The sequence below is a fragment of the Klebsiella sp. K-Nf6 genome, assembly GCF_002806655.1.
Taxonomy (GTDB): Bacteria; Pseudomonadota; Gammaproteobacteria; order Enterobacterales; family Enterobacteriaceae; genus Klebsiella; species Klebsiella variicola.
Genome location: NZ_PIBN01000021.1, coordinates 73,153 through 89,594 on the forward strand (window position 1 = coordinate 73,153; position 16,442 = coordinate 89,594).

General features: G+C 58.1%; 16 protein-coding genes and 1 tRNA gene. 10 read left to right on the top strand and 7 right to left on the bottom strand.

From position 1 onward, the window contains the following. Position 1: 1 nt before the first annotated feature. From nrdF to leuA, 10 genes are all read left to right on the top strand, one after another. Positions 2 to 964 (top strand): class 1b ribonucleoside-diphosphate reductase subunit beta, encoded by a 963-nt coding sequence (nrdF, locus tag CWM61_RS25445; RefSeq protein ID WP_074387792.1) that lies wholly within the window; start codon positions 2 to 4, stop codon positions 962 to 964. Positions 965 to 1,321: 357 nt separating this feature from the next. Then, entirely contained in the window at positions 1,322 to 2,524 is a 1,203-nt protein-coding gene (gene proV / locus CWM61_RS25450; RefSeq protein ID WP_100632154.1) for a glycine betaine/L-proline ABC transporter ATP-binding protein ProV, read from the top strand. Then, positions 2,517 to 3,584, top strand: a complete 1,068-nt coding sequence (gene proW / locus CWM61_RS25455) for a glycine betaine/L-proline ABC transporter permease ProW (RefSeq protein ID WP_100632155.1) — start codon at positions 2,517 to 2,519, stop codon at positions 3,582 to 3,584. Before proV ends, proW begins: the two co-directional genes overlap by 8 nt. A 71-nt stretch (positions 3,585 to 3,655) precedes the next feature. Next, positions 3,656 to 4,654, top strand: coding sequence for a glycine betaine/L-proline ABC transporter substrate-binding protein ProX (gene proX / locus CWM61_RS25460; RefSeq protein WP_008806141.1), 999 nt, complete (start codon positions 3,656 to 3,658; stop codon positions 4,652 to 4,654). A 183-nt stretch (positions 4,655 to 4,837) separates the two neighbouring features. Continuing rightward, on the top strand, positions 4,838 to 5,584 hold the full coding sequence (locus CWM61_RS25465) for an AzlC family ABC transporter permease (RefSeq protein ID WP_074387788.1): 747 nt from the start codon (positions 4,838 to 4,840) through the stop codon (positions 5,582 to 5,584). After that, a complete protein-coding gene (gene ygaH, locus CWM61_RS25470; RefSeq protein ID WP_100632156.1) occupies positions 5,574 to 5,909 on the top strand; it encodes an L-valine transporter subunit YgaH in 336 nt (111 codons plus the stop codon). The genes CWM61_RS25465 and ygaH overlap by 11 nt, the downstream gene beginning before the upstream one ends. Positions 5,910 to 5,999: 90 nt before the next feature. Next, positions 6,000 to 6,530 carry a transcriptional repressor MprA gene (mprA, locus tag CWM61_RS25475; protein ID WP_002914337.1) on the top strand — a complete coding sequence of 177 codons (531 nt, stop codon included), beginning with the start codon at positions 6,000 to 6,002 and terminating at the stop codon, positions 6,528 to 6,530. A gap of 125 nt (positions 6,531 to 6,655) precedes the next feature. Beyond that, a complete protein-coding gene (gene emrA / locus CWM61_RS25480) occupies positions 6,656 to 7,828 on the top strand; it encodes a multidrug efflux MFS transporter periplasmic adaptor subunit EmrA (RefSeq protein ID WP_061153581.1) in 1,173 nt (390 codons plus the stop codon). A gap of 15 nt (positions 7,829 to 7,843) precedes the next feature. Next, complete coding sequence (gene emrB, locus CWM61_RS25485; RefSeq protein ID WP_061153580.1) at positions 7,844 to 9,382, top strand: multidrug efflux MFS transporter permease subunit EmrB; 1,539 nt, start codon at positions 7,844 to 7,846, stop codon at positions 9,380 to 9,382. A 136-nt stretch (positions 9,383 to 9,518) separates the two neighbouring features. Further along, on the top strand, positions 9,519 to 11,195 hold the full coding sequence (leuA, locus tag CWM61_RS25490) for a 2-isopropylmalate synthase (protein WP_074387787.1): 1,677 nt from the start codon (positions 9,519 to 9,521) through the stop codon (positions 11,193 to 11,195). On the opposite strand, the gene CWM61_RS25495 is transcribed toward leuA, so the two are convergent. From CWM61_RS25495 to CWM61_RS25525, 7 genes are all read right to left on the bottom strand, one after another. Continuing rightward, a complete protein-coding gene (locus tag CWM61_RS25495; RefSeq protein WP_100632157.1) occupies positions 11,174 to 11,941 on the bottom strand; it encodes an AraC family transcriptional regulator in 768 nt (255 codons plus the stop codon). The two genes, leuA and CWM61_RS25495, sit on opposite strands and share 22 nt — an antisense overlap. A 52-nt stretch (positions 11,942 to 11,993) precedes the next feature. Continuing rightward, positions 11,994 to 12,509 (bottom strand): S-ribosylhomocysteine lyase, encoded by a 516-nt coding sequence (gene luxS, locus CWM61_RS25500; RefSeq protein WP_002914351.1) that lies wholly within the window; start codon positions 12,507 to 12,509, stop codon positions 11,994 to 11,996. 163 nt (positions 12,510 to 12,672) lie between these two features. Beyond that, positions 12,673 to 14,229 (bottom strand): glutamate--cysteine ligase, encoded by a 1,557-nt coding sequence (gene gshA / locus CWM61_RS25505; protein WP_008806148.1) that lies wholly within the window; start codon positions 14,227 to 14,229, stop codon positions 12,673 to 12,675. Positions 14,230 to 14,295: 66 nt separating this feature from the next. Continuing rightward, positions 14,296 to 14,724, bottom strand: a complete 429-nt coding sequence (locus CWM61_RS25510; RefSeq protein ID WP_008806149.1) for a YqaA family protein — start codon at positions 14,722 to 14,724, stop codon at positions 14,296 to 14,298. After that, positions 14,721 to 15,287: a fructose-1-phosphate/6-phosphogluconate phosphatase gene (gene yqaB / locus CWM61_RS25515; protein ID WP_100632158.1), complete on the bottom strand. Its 567-nt coding sequence runs from the start codon at positions 15,285 to 15,287 to the stop codon at positions 14,721 to 14,723. The genes CWM61_RS25510 and yqaB overlap by 4 nt, the downstream gene beginning before the upstream one ends. A gap of 125 nt (positions 15,288 to 15,412) precedes the next feature. Further along, the gene (locus CWM61_RS25520) at positions 15,413 to 15,727 is read right to left on the bottom strand and encodes a BON domain-containing protein (protein WP_061153576.1); all 315 of its coding nucleotides are present in this window, start codon (positions 15,725 to 15,727) and stop codon (positions 15,413 to 15,415) included. 356 nt (positions 15,728 to 16,083) lie between these two features. Beyond that, positions 16,084 to 16,160, bottom strand: a tRNA-Arg gene (locus CWM61_RS25525). Positions 16,161 to 16,442: the final 282 nt, after the last annotated feature.

Here is a 16,442-nt window from a genome sequence, read left to right on the forward strand (position 1 = left end):
GATGACTCATTTAACGCGCATCAGCGCTATCAACTGGAACCGCATTGATGACGACAAAGATCTTGAGGTCTGGAATCGTCTCACCAGCAACTTCTGGCTGCCGGAGAAAGTGCCGCTATCGAACGACATTCCCGCCTGGCAAACCCTCAGCGCGGCGGAGCAGCAGTTGACCATTCGCGTCTTCACCGGGCTGACGCTGCTCGACACCATTCAGAACACCGTCGGCGCCCCGGCGCTGATGGCGGACGCCCTGACCCCGCATGAGGAGGCGGTACTGTCGAACATCAGCTTTATGGAAGCGGTTCATGCCCGCTCTTACAGCTCCATTTTTTCCACGCTGTGCCACAGCAAAGAGGTGGATGCCGCCTTCGCATGGAGTGAAAGCTGCGAACCCCTGCAACGTAAAGCGCAGCTGATGCTGGGCTACTATCAGGCCGACGAGCCGCTGAAGAAAAAAATCGCCAGCGTGTTCCTCGAATCCTTTCTCTTCTATTCCGGCTTCTGGCTGCCAATGCACTTCTCCAGCCGGGGAAAACTGACCAATACCGCGGATCTGATCCGTCTGATCATTCGCGATGAAGCGGTACATGGCTATTACATTGGCTACAAGTATCAGAAAGGACTGGAGATCGTCAGCCCCGGAAAGCGCGAAGAATTGAAAAATTTCGCCCTCGATCTGCTGATGGATCTTTACGACAACGAGCTGGCCTACAGCCGGGAACTGTACGGCGAGAGCGGCTGGTTTGACGACGTCAGCGCTTTCCTGGGCTACAACGCCAACAAAGCGCTGATGAACCTCGGCTATGAAGCGCTGTTCCCGGCGGAGATGGCGGCGGTTAACCCGGCGATCCTCGCCGCGCTGTCACCTAACGCCGATGAAAACCACGACTTTTTCTCCGGCTCCGGCTCCTCGTACGTGATAGGTAAAACGGAAGAGACCGCCGACGACGACTGGGATTTTTAACCCTGCTTTCACCAGGAATATGGTGTGCTGATTCCTGGTGATCTATTTCGCAGAAAAGTGGGTTCATCTGCCAAATATTCTCTCCATGGCATAACCGTCATCACTCCGTCATATTTAGCAGAAAACCCACCCATTCCAGTCGAATTATCCAGAGATAATCAAAAAATATTACCTGCAACAAATTACCACTCAGCCCTTATATCACGGGGGCTGCGCCACCATGCCCCTCACGCCATTTTGCCGAGAGTTTACTATTGAGGGTTGTCACAGAATCTGAGTATGTTAGGGTGTAAAAAGATCATTATCACCATTGGGTATCGTATCGCAATAAACAAATAACAGGAACTTCTCTATTGCATGGCAATTAAATTAGAAATTAAAAATCTTTATAAGATATTTGGCGAGCACCCTAACCGGGCTTTCAAATATATTGAGAAAGGACTCAACAAAGCGCAAATACTGGAAAAAACGGGGCTGTCGCTTGGCGTCAAAGACGCCAGTCTGGCCATTGAAGAAGGCGAGATATTCGTCATCATGGGGCTCTCCGGCTCGGGGAAATCCACCATGGTTCGCCTTCTCAATCGCCTGATTGAACCCACCCGCGGCCAGGTGCTGATTGACGGAGTCGATATCGCCAAAATGTCGGACGCCGAGCTGCGCGAGGTGCGTCGCAAGAAAATTGCGATGGTTTTTCAGTCCTTTGCGCTTATGCCACACATGAGCGTGCTCGACAACACGGCGTTTGGTATGGCGCTTGCCGGCGTCCCGACCGCCGAACGAGAGCAAAAAGCCCGGGAGGCGCTGCGTCAGGTGGGGCTGGAGAATTATGCCCATGCCTGGCCGGATGAACTCTCCGGCGGGATGCGTCAGCGCGTCGGTTTAGCCCGCGCCCTGGCCATCAATCCCGATATTCTGTTAATGGATGAAGCCTTCTCCGCGCTCGACCCGCTCATTCGCACCGAAATGCAGGATGAGCTCATCAAATTACAGGCTAAGCATCAACGCACTATTGTCTTTATTTCTCATGACCTTGATGAAGCCATGCGAATTGGCGATCGCATTGCCATTATGCAAAATGGCGAAGTGGTCCAGGTCGGTACTCCGGATGAAATACTGAATAATCCGGCCAATGATTATGTGCGCACCTTCTTCCGCGGCGTGGATATTAGCCAGGTCTTTAGCGCCAAAGATATTGCCCGTCGCAGCCCGGTCGGATTGATTCGTAAAACCCCAGGTTTTGGCCCCCGTTCGGCGCTGAAATTATTACAGGATGAAGACCGGGAATATGGCTATGTCATCGAACGCGGAAATCGCTTTGTCGGGATTGTCTCAATCGATTCTCTGAAGACGGCGCTTAGCGCCGGCGAGGGGATCGAGACGGCGCTGATTGACGCCCCGCTGGCGGTGGAGGCGCAAACGCCGCTCAGCGATCTGCTCTCCCATGTCGGCCACGCCCCGTGCGCCGTCCCGGTGGTGGATGAAGAACAACAATACATTGGCATCATTTCCAAACGAATGTTGCTCCAGGCTTTAGATCGCGAGGGGGTGAATCATGGCTGATCAAACCAATCCGTGGAACAGCGCCCCGGCAACCGACAGCGCCACGCAGGCTGCCGATGCCTGGGGTGGAACCGCCACTGCCGCGCCGGCCAACGGTGGCGGCGCCGACTGGCTGCACAGCGCGCCCGCGCCGCAGCCGGAACAGTTCAATATCATGGACCCGTTCCATAAGACGCTGATCCCACTCGACAGCTGGGTCACCCACGCCATCGACTGGATCGTGCTGCACTTCCGCCCGCTGTTCCAGGGGATCCGCGTGCCGATCGACTATATCCTCAGCGCCTTCCAGCAGCTGCTGTTGGGGATGCCGGCGCCGGTGGCGATAATTATCTTCGCGCTGATCGCCTGGCAGATCTCCAGCCTCGGCATGGGGGTCGCCACCCTGGTTTCGCTGATTGCCATCGGCGCCATCGGTGCCTGGTCGCAGGCAATGGTCACCCTGGCGCTGGTCCTCACCGCCCTGCTGTTCTGCATGGTTATCGGCCTGCCGCTGGGGATCTGGCTGGCGCGCAGTCCGCGGGCGGCTAAAATTATCCGCCCACTGCTCGATGCCATGCAGACCACACCGGCGTTCGTCTATCTGGTGCCGATCGTGATGCTGTTCGGCATCGGCAACGTGCCCGGCGTGGTAGTGACGATTATTTTTGCCCTGCCGCCGATCGTCCGCCTGACCATTCTCGGGATAAACCAGGTGCCCGCGGATCTGATCGAAGCGTCGCGCTCGTTTGGCGCCAGCCCGCGCCAGCTGTTGTTTAAGGTTCAGCTACCGCTGGCGATGCCCACCATCATGGCCGGGGTAAACCAGACGCTGATGCTGGCCCTGTCGATGGTGGTGATCGCTTCGATGATCGCCGTCGGCGGTCTCGGCCAGATGGTGCTGCGCGGCATTGGCCGCCTGGATATGGGTCTGGCTACCGTCGGCGGCGTGGGGATCGTGATCCTCGCGATTATTCTTGACCGCCTCACCCAGGCCGTCGGTCGCGACGCCCGCAGTCGCGGCAACCGCCGCTGGTACACCACCGGCCCACTGGGGCTTATCACTCGCCCTTTCTGTCGATAACCGCGCTGCCCCCCGGCAACAGCCGATGCCGGGGGGCCGGCCTCCCCCATTAAACAATAAGAGGAACCACCATGCGACATCGCACGATGATGGCCACCGCCGCCTTTGCCACCCTGATCGCCACCAGCACCTTCGCCGCCGACCTGCCGGGCAAAGGGATTACCGTGAAGCCTGCCCAGAGCACCATTTCGGAAGAGACCTTCCAGACCCTGCTGGTCAGCCGCGCACTGGAGAAGCTAGGCTACACCGTTGAGAAACCCAGCGAAGTGGACTATAACGTCGCCTACACCTCCATTGCCGCCGGCGATACCACCTTTATCGCCACCAACTGGCAGCCGCTGCACGATGACATGTACGCCGCGGCGGGCGGTGATAACAAATTCTATCGTAAAGGGGTGTATGTCTCAGGCGCCGCCCAGGGCTATCTGATCGACAAAAAAACCGCCGAGCAGTACCACATCACCTCCATCGATCAGCTTAAAGATCCGCAGATCGCCAAACTGTTTGATACCAATAACGACGGTAAAGCGGATCTCACCGGCTGTACACCAGGCTGGGGCTGCGAAGCGGTGATTAACCACCAGATTGACGCCTATGGCCTGAGCAAAACCGTCACCCATAACCAGGGCAACTACGCGGCGATGATGGCTGACACCATCGCCCGCTATAAAGAGGGTAAACCGGTGCTCTACTACACCTGGACGCCGTACTGGGTCAGCGACGTGCTGAAACCTGGCAAAGACGTCGTCTGGCTGCAGGTGCCGTTCTCCTCCCTGCCGGGCGAGCAGAAAAACATCGACACCAAACTGGCCAACGGCGCCAACTATGGCTTCCCGGTGAACACGATGCACATCGTCGCCAACAAAGCCTGGGCCGAGAAAAATCCGGCCGCCGCCACCCTGTTTAGTGTCATGAAGCTGCCGATCGCCGACATCAACGCCGAGAATGCGATGATGCACGAAGGCCATGCTTCCGAAGCCGACATTAACGGTCATGTCGATGGCTGGATCAAAGCCCACCAGCCGCTGTTCGACAGCTGGGTGAAAGCGGCGCTCGCCGCGCAGCAGTAACCCTGCCTCCCGGATAAGGCGCTCCGTCTTATCCGGGCTCCCTTTCCCTCCTTGCTCGCAGCACAGAGTATGGAAAAGCGGATTCCAGGAATTTCCATAGTGTTAAGGCGCGTCGCGCTCTGTTAAGGTGGACCCATCGGTCAATTTGTCACCTTCACATGGATCCAGCGATAAGTTATTCATATGGAAAACCCCGCGCCCTTAACCTGTGCCTTACCTGAACGTGTCGCCACCGTCGGCGAAGGCATCAAAGACAGTCTCCCCATCGTTATCAGCTACCTGCCGGTGGCTTTCGCCTTCGGACTGAACGCCACCCGGCTGGGATTCACCCCGCTGGAAAGCCTGTTTTTCTCCTGCATTATTTACGCCGGCGCCAGCCAGTTTGTGATCACCGCCATGCTGGCCGCCGGCAGTTCACTGTGGGTTGCGGCCCTGACGGTGATGGCGATGGATGTCCGTCATGTGCTGTATGGCCCCTCATTGCGCAGCCGCATTCGCTCGACGCTGGATAAAAAGAAAACCGCCCTCTGGGCCTTCGGCCTGACCGATGAGGTTTTCGCCGCGGCCACCGCCAGGCTGGTCCGCGATAACCGCCGCTGGAGTGAAAACTGGATGCTCGGTCTCGCTTTTACCTCGTGGGCGTCGTGGGTGTGCGGCACGCTGGCCGGCGCCTGGTCCGGCAACGGCCTGCTGGTGGATTATCCCGCGGTGGAAGCCGCGCTCGGTTTTATGCTGCCGGCGCTGTTTATGAGCTTCCTGCTGGCCTCATTCCAGCGCCAGCAGTCACTCTGCGTCACGGCAGCCCTGGCGGGCGCGCTGGGTGGCATTCTGTTATTTTCCATTCCGGCGGCCATCCTCGCCGGGATTGTCTGCGGGTGTCTCACAGCGCTGGTCCAGGCCATGCTTAAGGGGATGCCGGATGAACAGTGAAGTCCTTCTGCTCGGGGTGATAGTCGGCAGCGTGAATTATCTGTTTCGCTATCTTCCCCTGCGTCTGCGCGCGGGCCATGCCCGGCCTGCCCGCCGTGGCCCGGTCAGCGTGCTGCTGGATACCATTGGCATCGCCTCGATTTGCGCGCTGCTGGTGGTCTCCAGCGTGCCGGAGATCCTCGCCGATGCCCATCGTCTGGCGCCGACGCTGATCGGTTTCCTGGTGCTGGGTGCCGCCTTCTGGAAAACCCGCAGCATTATTGTCCCGACGCTGCTGTCGGCATTTGCCTATGGTCTGGCATGGAAAATCACCAGCGGACTCTAAGCTTTACGTATCAATTTTAGTCAATAATTCATTTGATTTATTTGTCACAATAGTTATTATATCGGCTGTAATTAATGAGGTCATACCCAAATGGATAGTTCGTTTACTCCCATTGAGCAAATGCTCAAATTCCGCGCCAGCCGCCATGAAGATTTCCCGTTCCAGGAGATCCTGTTAACTCGTCTTTGCATGCACATGCAAGGTAAGCTGCTGGAAAACCGCAATAAAATGCTCAAAGCGCAGGGAATTAACGAGACATTATTTATGGCGCTGATTACGCTGGAGTCGCAGGAAAACCACAGCATTCAGCCGTCCGAGCTAAGCTGCGCGCTGGGCTCGTCGCGTACCAACGCCACCCGTATCGCTGATGAACTGGAAAAACGCGGCTGGATTGAACGCCGCGAGAGCGATAACGATCGCCGCTGTCTGCATCTGCAGCTGACCGAAAAGGGCCATCAGTTTTTGCGTGAAGTCCTGCCACCGCAGCATAACTGCCTGCATCAGCTGTGGTCTTCACTTAGCACCAGCGAAAAAGATCAGCTCGAACATATCACCCGCAAACTCCTGAGCCGCCTTGACCAGATGGAAGAAGAAGGCGTGCTGGCGGACTCTCTACGCTAAGGGCGGCGTCGCTCAACCCATTTTTACGTTGCAAGGAAAACAGCCAGGCCAGCAGATCTCTGCTGGCCTTTCTGATAAACAGGTCGGCTCAGCCGATGTGAAATAATAAGATCGTGGAGAATAACATGAGCGCAAATGCGGAGAGCCAAACCCCGCAGCAACCAGGCAGCAAAAAAGGAAAGCGCAAAGGCGCACTCCTGTTGCTGACATTGCTCTTCATTATTATTGCCGTGGCATATGGGATTTACTGGTTTCTGGTACTGCGTCACTACGAAGAGACCGACGATGCCTACGTGGCAGGGAACCAGGTACAAATTATGGCCCAGGTCTCGGGCAGCGTGACCAAAGTCTGGGCGGACAACACGGACTACGTGCAGAAAGGCGATCCGCTGGTGACGCTCGATCAGACCGATGCCCAGCAGGCGTTTGAGAAAGCCAAAACGCAGCTGGCCGCCAGCGTCCGTCAGACCCGCCAGCAGATGATCAACAGCAAGCAATTGCAGGCGAACATTGACGTCAAAAAGACCGCCCTCGCCCAGGCGCAGGCTGACCTGAATCGCCGCATTCCGCTGGGCGCCGCGAACCTGATCGGCCGCGAAGAGCTGCAGCACGCTCGCGATACCGTCGCCAGCGCGCAGGCCGAACTCGACGTGGCAATCCAGCAATACAACGCCAACCAGGCGATCGTGCTGGGCACCAAACTGGAACAGCAGCCGGCGGTGCTGCAGGCGGCCACCGAAGTGCGTAACGCCTGGCTGGCCCTGCAGCGTACGCAAATCGTCAGCCCGATTAGCGGCTACGTTTCCCGTCGCTCGGTACAGCCTGGGGCGCAGATTGGCACCACCACGCCGCTGATGGCGGTGGTCCCGGCGACCAACCTGTGGATCGACGCCAACTTTAAAGAGACCCAGCTGGCGCACATGCGCATCGGCCAGCCGGCCACCGTGATCAGCGACATCTATGGCGATGACGTGAAATACACCGGCAAAGTGGTCGGCCTGGATATGGGTACCGGCAGCGCCTTCTCCCTGCTGCCGGCGCAGAACGCCACCGGTAACTGGATCAAAGTGGTACAGCGCCTGCCAGTCCGCATCGAGCTGGATGAAAAACAGCTGGCGGAACACCCGCTGCGCATCGGCCTCTCCACGCTGGTGGAAGTCAACACCACCGATCGCGATGGCGAAATGCTGGCCAGCCAGGTGCGAAGCTCCCCGGTCTACGAGAGCAATGCCCGCGAAATCGCGCTTGAGCCGGTCAATAAACTGATCGACGGTATCATCCAGGCCAACGCCGGATAATTCGGGGTGAGCGTAATGCAACAGCAAAAACCGCTCGAAGGCGCGCAACTGGTCATTATGACCATTGCGCTGTCGCTGGCGACGTTCATGCAGGTGCTGGACTCCACTATCGCCAACGTGGCAATTCCGACCATTGCCGGTAACCTTGGCTCGTCGCTGAGCCAGGGAACCTGGGTCATCACCTCGTTCGGGGTGGCCAACGCCATCTCCATCCCCATTACCGGCTGGCTGGCGAAACGCGTCGGCGAGGTGAAGCTCTTCGTCTGGTCGACGGTGGCATTCGCTATCGCCTCCTGGGCCTGCGGGGTGTCGAACAGCCTGACGATGCTGATTTTCTTCCGCGTCATTCAGGGGATCGTCGCCGGTCCGCTGATCCCGCTGTCGCAGAGCCTGTTGCTCAGCAACTACCCGCCGGCGAAGCGGTCGATTGCGCTGGCCCTGTGGTCAATGACCGTGATCGTCGCGCCGATCTGTGGCCCGATTCTCGGCGGCTATATCAGCGATAACTATCACTGGGGCTGGATCTTCTTCATCAACGTGCCGATTGGCGTGGCGGTGGTGATCATGACCCTGCAAACCCTGCGCAACCGTGAAACCCGCACCGAACAACGGCGCATCGACGGCGTGGGTCTCGCCCTGCTGATCATCGGTATCGGTAGCCTGCAGGTGATGCTCGACCGCGGTAAAGAGCTCGACTGGTTCGCTTCCAACGAGATTATCATCCTGACCATCGTGGCGGTGGTGGCGATAAGTTTCCTGATTGTCTGGGAGCTGACCGACGATAACCCGATAGTCGACCTCTCGCTGTTTAAGTCACGCAACTTCACCATCGGCTGTTTGTGTATCAGCCTGGCCTATATGCTCTACTTCGGCGCCATCGTGCTGCTGCCGCAACTGTTGCAGGAGGTCTACGGCTACACCGCCACCTGGGCCGGTCTGGCGTCGGCGCCGGTGGGGGTGATCCCGGTTATTCTGTCGCCAATCATCGGCCGCTTTGCGCATAAGCTCGATATGCGGCGGCTGGTGACCTTCAGCTTTATTATGTATGCGGTGTGCTTCTACTGGCGCGCGTGGACCTTTGAACCGGGTATGGACTTTGGTGCTTCGGCGTGGCCGCAGTTTATCCAGGGCTTCGCGGTAGCCTGCTTCTTCATGCCATTGACCACCATCACCCTCTCCGGCCTGCCGCCGGAGCGGCTGGCGGCGGCGTCGAGCTTGTCGAACTTTACCCGAACGCTTGCCGGTTCCATCGGTACCTCGATCACCACCACCATGTGGACCAACCGTGAGGCGCTGCACCATGCGCAGCTCACCGAGTCGGTGACGCCGTTCAACCCCAACGCCCAGCAGATGTACGATCAGCTGCAGGGCATGGGAATGACCCAGCAGCAGGCTTCCGGCTGGATAGCACAGCAGATAACCAACCAGGGGTTGATTATCTCCGCCAACGAAATCTTCTGGGTTTCGGCGGGGATCTTTATTCTTCTGCTCAGCCTGGTGTGGTTCGCCAGGCCGCCATTCAGCGCCGGCGGCGGCGGTGGGGGCGCACACTAAGTATCAGACTAAGGGACCTGCGGGTCCCTTTTTTATGGCGTCAGATTGTCCAATTCTCGCTAGTTTCTGTCTCGTTTGCGAAAGCCCGCCACCCGACGCTCGGGCAGGATAAAGGCTGACCATTAAGGAGAATACTATGCTGAGCCATCCTGCTGAAAAGTACCGTCCCTATCCGCCGATTGCCCTGCCCGACCGCCGCTGGCCCGACCGGCAAATCAGCCACGCCCCGCGCTGGCTGTCGACCGACCTGCGCGACGGCAACCAGGCGCTGGCGGAGCCCATGGACAGCGCCCGCAAACTGCAGTTCTGGGATCTGCTGCTGGAGTGCGGCTTTAAAGAGATTGAGGTCGCCTTCCCTTCCGCTTCGCAAACCGATTTCAACTTCGTCCGCCAGCTGATCGACGAGCAGCGCATCCCGGAAGATGTCACCATCCAGGTGCTGACCCAGGCGCGGGATCCGTTGATCCTGCGCACCTTTGAGGCGCTGCGCGGCGCCCGCCAGGCCACCGTCCACCTCTACAATGCCACCGCGCCGCTGTTTCGCGAGCTGGTCTTTGGGATGGATAAAGCCGAAGTGATCGCCCTGGCGACCCGTGCCACCCGGCTTATCCGCCAGCAGTGCGAACAACAGCCGGAGACCCGCTGGCAATACGAATACTCACCAGAGACCTTCTGCTTTACCGAACCCGAGTTTGCGCTTGAGATTTGCGAGGCGGTGGCGGACGTCTGGCAGCCCTGCGCCGAACGGCCGATGATCGTCAATCTGCCGGCGACGGTAGAAGTGAACACCCCCAACGTGTATGCCGATCAGATCGAGTATTTTTGCCGCCACTTCTCCCGCCGCGGCGAGGTCTGCATCAGCGTGCACCCGCATAACGACCGCGGGACCGGTGTCGCCAGCGCCGAGCTGGCGGTGATGGCTGGCGCCGATCGGGTGGAAGGCTGCCTGTTTGGCAATGGCGAACGCACTGGCAACGTCTGCCTGGTCACGCTGGCCATGAACCTCTACAGCCAGGGCATCGACCCCCAGCTTCGCTTCGAGCAGATGAACCGGGTGGTGGAGGTGGTGGAAAACTGCAACCAGATCCCCGTTCACCCGCGCCACCCGTGGGCGGGAAGTCTGGCTTACACCGCCTTCTCCGGCTCCCATCAGGATGCAATCAAAAAAGGGTTTGATGCCCGTCATCCTGGTGATCCATGGCAGATGCCCTACCTGCCCATTGACCCACAGGATATCGGCTGTAGCTATGAGGCGGTGATCCGCGTCAACAGCCAGTCGGGGAAAAGCGGCAGCGCCTGGCTTATCGAACAAAATCATGGTCTCAAGCTGCCCCGCGGGCTGCAGCAGGACTTCAGTCAGCATGTACAGCAGGCGACCGATAGCGACGGCAAAGAGATGACCCACCACGCGCTGTGGCAGCTGTTCCGCACGCGCTACGGCCTGCTGGCGCAGCCTGCGCTGACGCTGCTCGATTATCAGAGCGCCAGCCAACAGGATGGTCAGCTTTCGCTGCAGGCGACGCTGCGTCACCACGGCGAAACCCGACGCCTGCAGGGCCAGGGCAACGGCCTGCTGTCGGCCGCCGCCAGCGGCCTCAGCGCACTGCTCAGACAGCCGTTTATGATCAAGGACTACCATGAGCATACCCTTGGCGCGCGCAGCGACAGTCGGTCGGTCGCCTATATCCGCTGCGTTTTTCCGCAAGGTGAAAGCTACTGGGGGGTAGGTATTGATAATGACGTGGCGCGCGCTTCGCTGCAGGCATTGTGCAATGCGATCAGCGTCGCCGATCAGGTCGGAGGGCGAAAATAGTCGCTGGGAGCAACGCCCATCACCCGACGAAACATGGCGCTGAAGGCGCTGTGGCTGCCGTAGCCCAGCTCCAGCGCCACCCGCAGCACGGAGTGACCCTGCGCCAGGCGAGTCAGCGCTTCCATTAGCTTCGCCCGGCGCACCCACTCGCTCCACGTCAGGCTAGTCTGCTGCTGAAAATGGCGGTTAAGGGTTCGCTCGCTCATGCTGCACGCCTTCGCCGCCTGGCCGCTGCTCCAGACATCGCCCGGCGTCTCACGCACCTGCTGACATAGCCGACGCAGCGTGTCGCTTTGTGGTTCCGGCAGGCCAAACGGCAGGATCGCCATCCCGCGGATCTCATCGAGGATCAGCTCATAAATCCGTTCGTCACGGCTGGCGGGGGCATAGCGCTCGGCCAGTCCCAGGGATGAGACGATCAGTTCCCGCAGCAGCGGCGTGATCTGTACGATCTGGCAGCCCGCCGGGAGATCGGCGCGCGCCAGCGGATCGATAAACAGGGTGCGCGCCGCCACGTTGCCGGTCATACGCAGCGCGTGCGGCGTTCCCGCCGGCAGCCAGACGCCGCGCCCGGGCGGCACCACCCAGTAACCTGCCGGCGTCGCGACCCGCACCACGCCGCTTAAAATATGCAGCAGCTGGGCGCAGTCATGCTGATGCCAGTCTTCCTGGTCACCGTGGGCGTAATCATGGGCAAAAGGCACCAGCGGGCGGTGCTGAAAGGAGAACGTCGTGGTGGTGGTCATGGCGGCGTCAGGAGAGCGGCCCGGCGACAGGCGTCGGGCCGTGGCGGAAGCACTAGATGTGCAGTTCCTGCAGTTTTTCTTTCGGCAGCGCCAGTTCGTCGTTGCTGTTGATGCGCACATCGCGCTCAATGATATGACGAGCGATGTCCTGGGCCTCTTCCAGCGAGTGCATCGTGTAGGTTCCGCACTGGTAAACGTTCAGCTCCGGGATCTGGTTCTGATCTTTTACCTTCAGTACATCGGCCATCGCCGCTTTCCAGGCGTCAGCGACGCGCTGCTCATCTGGCGTACCAATCAGGCTCATATAGAACCCGGTGCGGCAGCCCATCGGCGAAATGTCGATAATTTCCACGCCATTCCCGTTCAGGTGATCGCGCATAAAGCCCGCGAACAGGTGCTCCAGAGTGTGGATACCGCGCTCCGGCATCACTTCCTGGTTCGGCACGCAGAAGCGCAGATCGAAAACGGTGATTTCATCGCCATGCGGCGTGTTCATTTTCTTCGCGACACGCACCGCTGGGGCTTCCATTCGGGTATGGTCGACTGTGAAACTATCTAACAACGGCATTCGTCACCTCCGGGAGTGATTTTTTTTAAAATAAAATGAACTCTTTGTTCAGCCGCGAGTCTCAGTATATGAAAGACGCGCATTTATTATCATCATCATCCCTGAATCAGAGATGAAAGTTTGGCCACATTGATGTGGCCTTTTTCTTTTGTATCGTCAGCGGCTACGCGTGTCGTGCCAGCAGCGCTTCAAACGGCTCACTGTCTTCCGCTTCCACTTTCTTCTGCCGCGCCACCGATGCCTCGCGCTCGGCGATGAAATCGGCTTCGCTCAGGATCTCCAGCGGCTCTTCCCGCAGCTGCGTCCGATAGCGATCCGCCAATGCACGGCCAGTGCCGCCAATCCCTTCTTCAATCATAGAACGCAGAATGCGGGCTGAGAAGGTTAATTCCGGATCGTCAAAGCAGGCCAGCAGCTCGTCGCAGACCTGCTGATATGCCTGGCCACCGTGGATACTGTCAAGGGTCTGCGCCACGCGGCGTAAATCGCGGAACAGATCTTTACCCACCTGAGCCAACGGGAACTGCGCGCTTTCGCAGCCAATCCCCAGCGTTAAGCCCGGCTTACGCCCTTCCAGAATCACCCGATTCCAGTTGGTGCGGGTGCACAGCAGCTCATCGCTGCTCATCTCCGGCGCGTCGGCCAGCGCGCACCAGACCATAAACAGATCGAGGAAACGCACCTGCTGGGCGTCAACGCCGATCGGCGAGAACGGGTTGATATCCAGCGAACGCACTTCAATGTACTCAATGCCGCCGCGCAGCAGCGCATCGGACGGGGTTTCGCCCCGACGGGTCACGCGTTTCGGACGGATCGGCGCATAGAGTTCGTTTTCAATCTGCAGGATATTGCTGTTGATCTGCAGATACTTGCCGTCTTTCTGCAGCCCGATTTTAGCGTACTCTTCCGACGGCGTTTTAATCGCCCGCTTCAATCCTGCCACATACTCGTGCAGATCGTTAAACGTAATTCCGAGATTGCTTTGCGACTTATTGGTATAACCGAGGTCGCTGAGGCGCAGCGAGGTGGCGTACGGCAGGTAGTACATACCGTTACCCGCTTCCTCAAAAGGCAGCGTCGTCGGTTTCCCTTGCAGGAACGAAGAGCAAATCGCCGGCGAAGCGCCGAACAGATAAGGGATCACCCAGCCAAAGCGATAGTAGTTACGAATCGAGCGGAAATAGCCCGCCGAGATAGCTTCTTTACCGCTTTCGACGTCTTCCACGCCGCACTTCGCCTGCCAGAACGCCATCGGCAGCGAGAAGTTATAGTGCACGCCGGAGATAGTCTGCATCAGCGCGCCATAGCGGTTCTTCAGCCCCTCGCGATACAGCGTTTTCAGACGCCCCACGTTTGAGGTGCCGTACTGCGCCAGCTCAATATCCTGACCGGGAGCGATATAGCATGGCATACTCAGCGGCCACATCCGCTCGTCGCCCAGCTGACGCGCGGTATAGCGATGGACATCGCGCATAAAGGTCAGCATATGCTCAATATCGCCATCTACCGGCGTAATGAACTCGAGTAAAGCTTCGGCAAAATCGGTGGTAATCCATTTATGCGTCAGCGCTGAGCCTAACGCCAGAGGGTGACCGGTCGTTGCAAGGGTGCCGTCGGCGTTAACGCGCAGCGTTTCCCGCTCCAGACCACGTTGAATACCTTGCAGAGCCTGCGGATGTTTTTCCAGCCAGGCCAGCGCCTGTGATACGTCCGGGATCAATTTGACCTCCCGCCTGTCGAAATCGTTTGAATAAGCATAATTGTAATGGATGAACTATCAGTCCAATTAGTGCCACCACGTCATGCCCTGAAGCGTCGCTGCCGCAATAACGATATAGCGCAGCGCCTTACCAAGGCATAAGAAAAAGAGTACCGGTCCCCAGGAAATGCGCATCCATCCCGCCAGCAAACACAGTAAATCACCGACAACCGGCGCCCAGCTCAGTAAGAGCGTGACCGCGCCGTAGCGCTTAAGCCAGCCGGCCGCCCGCTCCTGCCAGCGCGAGGTTTTGCGCAGCGGAAACAAGCGCCCCAGAATAACGTTAGTTACCCCTCCAAGGCTATTGCCGATTGTTGCTATTAATACTAACCACCATGGATGACTGACCCCTGCAAGTAGCATAGCCACCAGCACAACCTCCGAATTACCGGGAAGCAGCGTGGCGCTTAAAAAGCTACTGGCAAACAGCGAGGTGAGTGACAGCGCGTCGCTCACAGCAAACGCACGTCAACAGCGTCCATGCCTGCGCGCTTCGCCGCCTGCAGACCAAAGTCGGCATCTTCGAAGACCACGCATTTTTCCGGCGCGACGCCCATGCGCTCGGCGCACAGCAGGAAGGTATCGGGCGCGGGTTTATGGTTGACCACATGATCGGCCGCCACCACCGCGGTGAAGTAATGACGCAGGCCCAGGTGCGCCAGCAGTGCCTCGGCGACGGCGCTTTCGCTGCCGGTACCCACCGACATCGGGCGACGGCCATGCCACGCCTTGACCACCTCAATCAGCGGCAATGGGCGTACGCTGTCCAGCAGCATCGCCTTAACCGCCTGGGTTTTTTCCTGCGCCAGGCGATGTGGATCGAGATCCGCCTGGTTGAGTTCAATAATCGCCTGGGCAATCCGCCAGGTTGGTGAGCCATTGAGCGCGACCATCGCCTGTTCGTCGAAACGCATACCGTAGCGGCCCAACACCTCGTTCCATGCCTGACGATGCGTCGGCTCGGTATCGAGAATGGTGCCATCCATATCAAAGATCAGTCCTGCGTAACCTTCGTACATTGTCTTCTCACCAACCGGTTAATGAATGGTTACTCTATCGCAAAAGCCCGTCGTTGTCGCGGCCAGCGGCTTAAACGACAAAGGCGCCCTCAGGCGCCTTCAGGCATAAAACCAGAAAGCCGGTCTTATTTAATACGCAGATCGTTCTCGACCATTCGCACGCCCTGCACCCGACGGGTGACTTCTACCGCACGTTTAGCGCTATCAGCAGAGGAGACAAACCCGCTCAACTGCACGCGGCCTTTAAAGGTCTGGACGCTGATTTCTGAGGACTTGATTTCTTTATCATTAAAGAGCGCCGTTTTCACCTTAGTGGTCACCACGGTATCGTCAATGTAACCGCCGGTGCTTTCTTTGGTGGACGAACCGGCACAGCCAGTAAGGGCCGTCGCCACCAGCAGCGTCGCGCAAAAAGCAGGTATTGCTTTGAACCATTTCATGGATTTCTCTCCTTGCATTTATCTCAGCCTGATAACGCTGATATACAAGGATAAATTATAGTGGAAAGCGCGGCTTGCCAATAAAAAAAGTCAGGATGAAATCGGTGATGGAAAACGAGGTAATCGGAATGGAGAGAGAAGAGTGAGGATGGTGTATTCGAAAGGGTGCTGGCGATAATTTCGCAGACCGTAAAACAACATCGTCGCTGTTATTAAGGAGAATATGGTGCATCCGGGAGGATGACTCGGCTACGCCTCGCCCTTCGGGCCGTTGCTTACGCAACGTTATCCCCCCTGGTGCTGGCGATGATTTCGCAGACCATAAAACAACATCGTCGCTGTTATTAAGGAGAATATGGTGCATCCGGGAGGATTCGAACCTCCGACCGCTCGGTTCGTAGCCGAGTACTCTATCCAGCTGAGCTACGGATGCATCGGGAAAGCTATTTTACTGCGGGGTGACTCTCCTGGCACTTACGATGGTTTCGCAAACCAGATAACAACAATGTTGCTGTTACTAAGGAGAATATGGTGCATCCGGGAGGATTACTCGGCTGCGCCTCGCCCTACGGGCCGTTGCTTACGCAACGTTATCCTCCCTGGTGCTGGCGATAATTTCGCAGACCATAAAACAACATCGTCGCTGTTATCAAGGAGAATATGGTGCATCCGGGAGGATTCGAACCTCCGACCGCTCGGTTCGTAGCCGAGTACT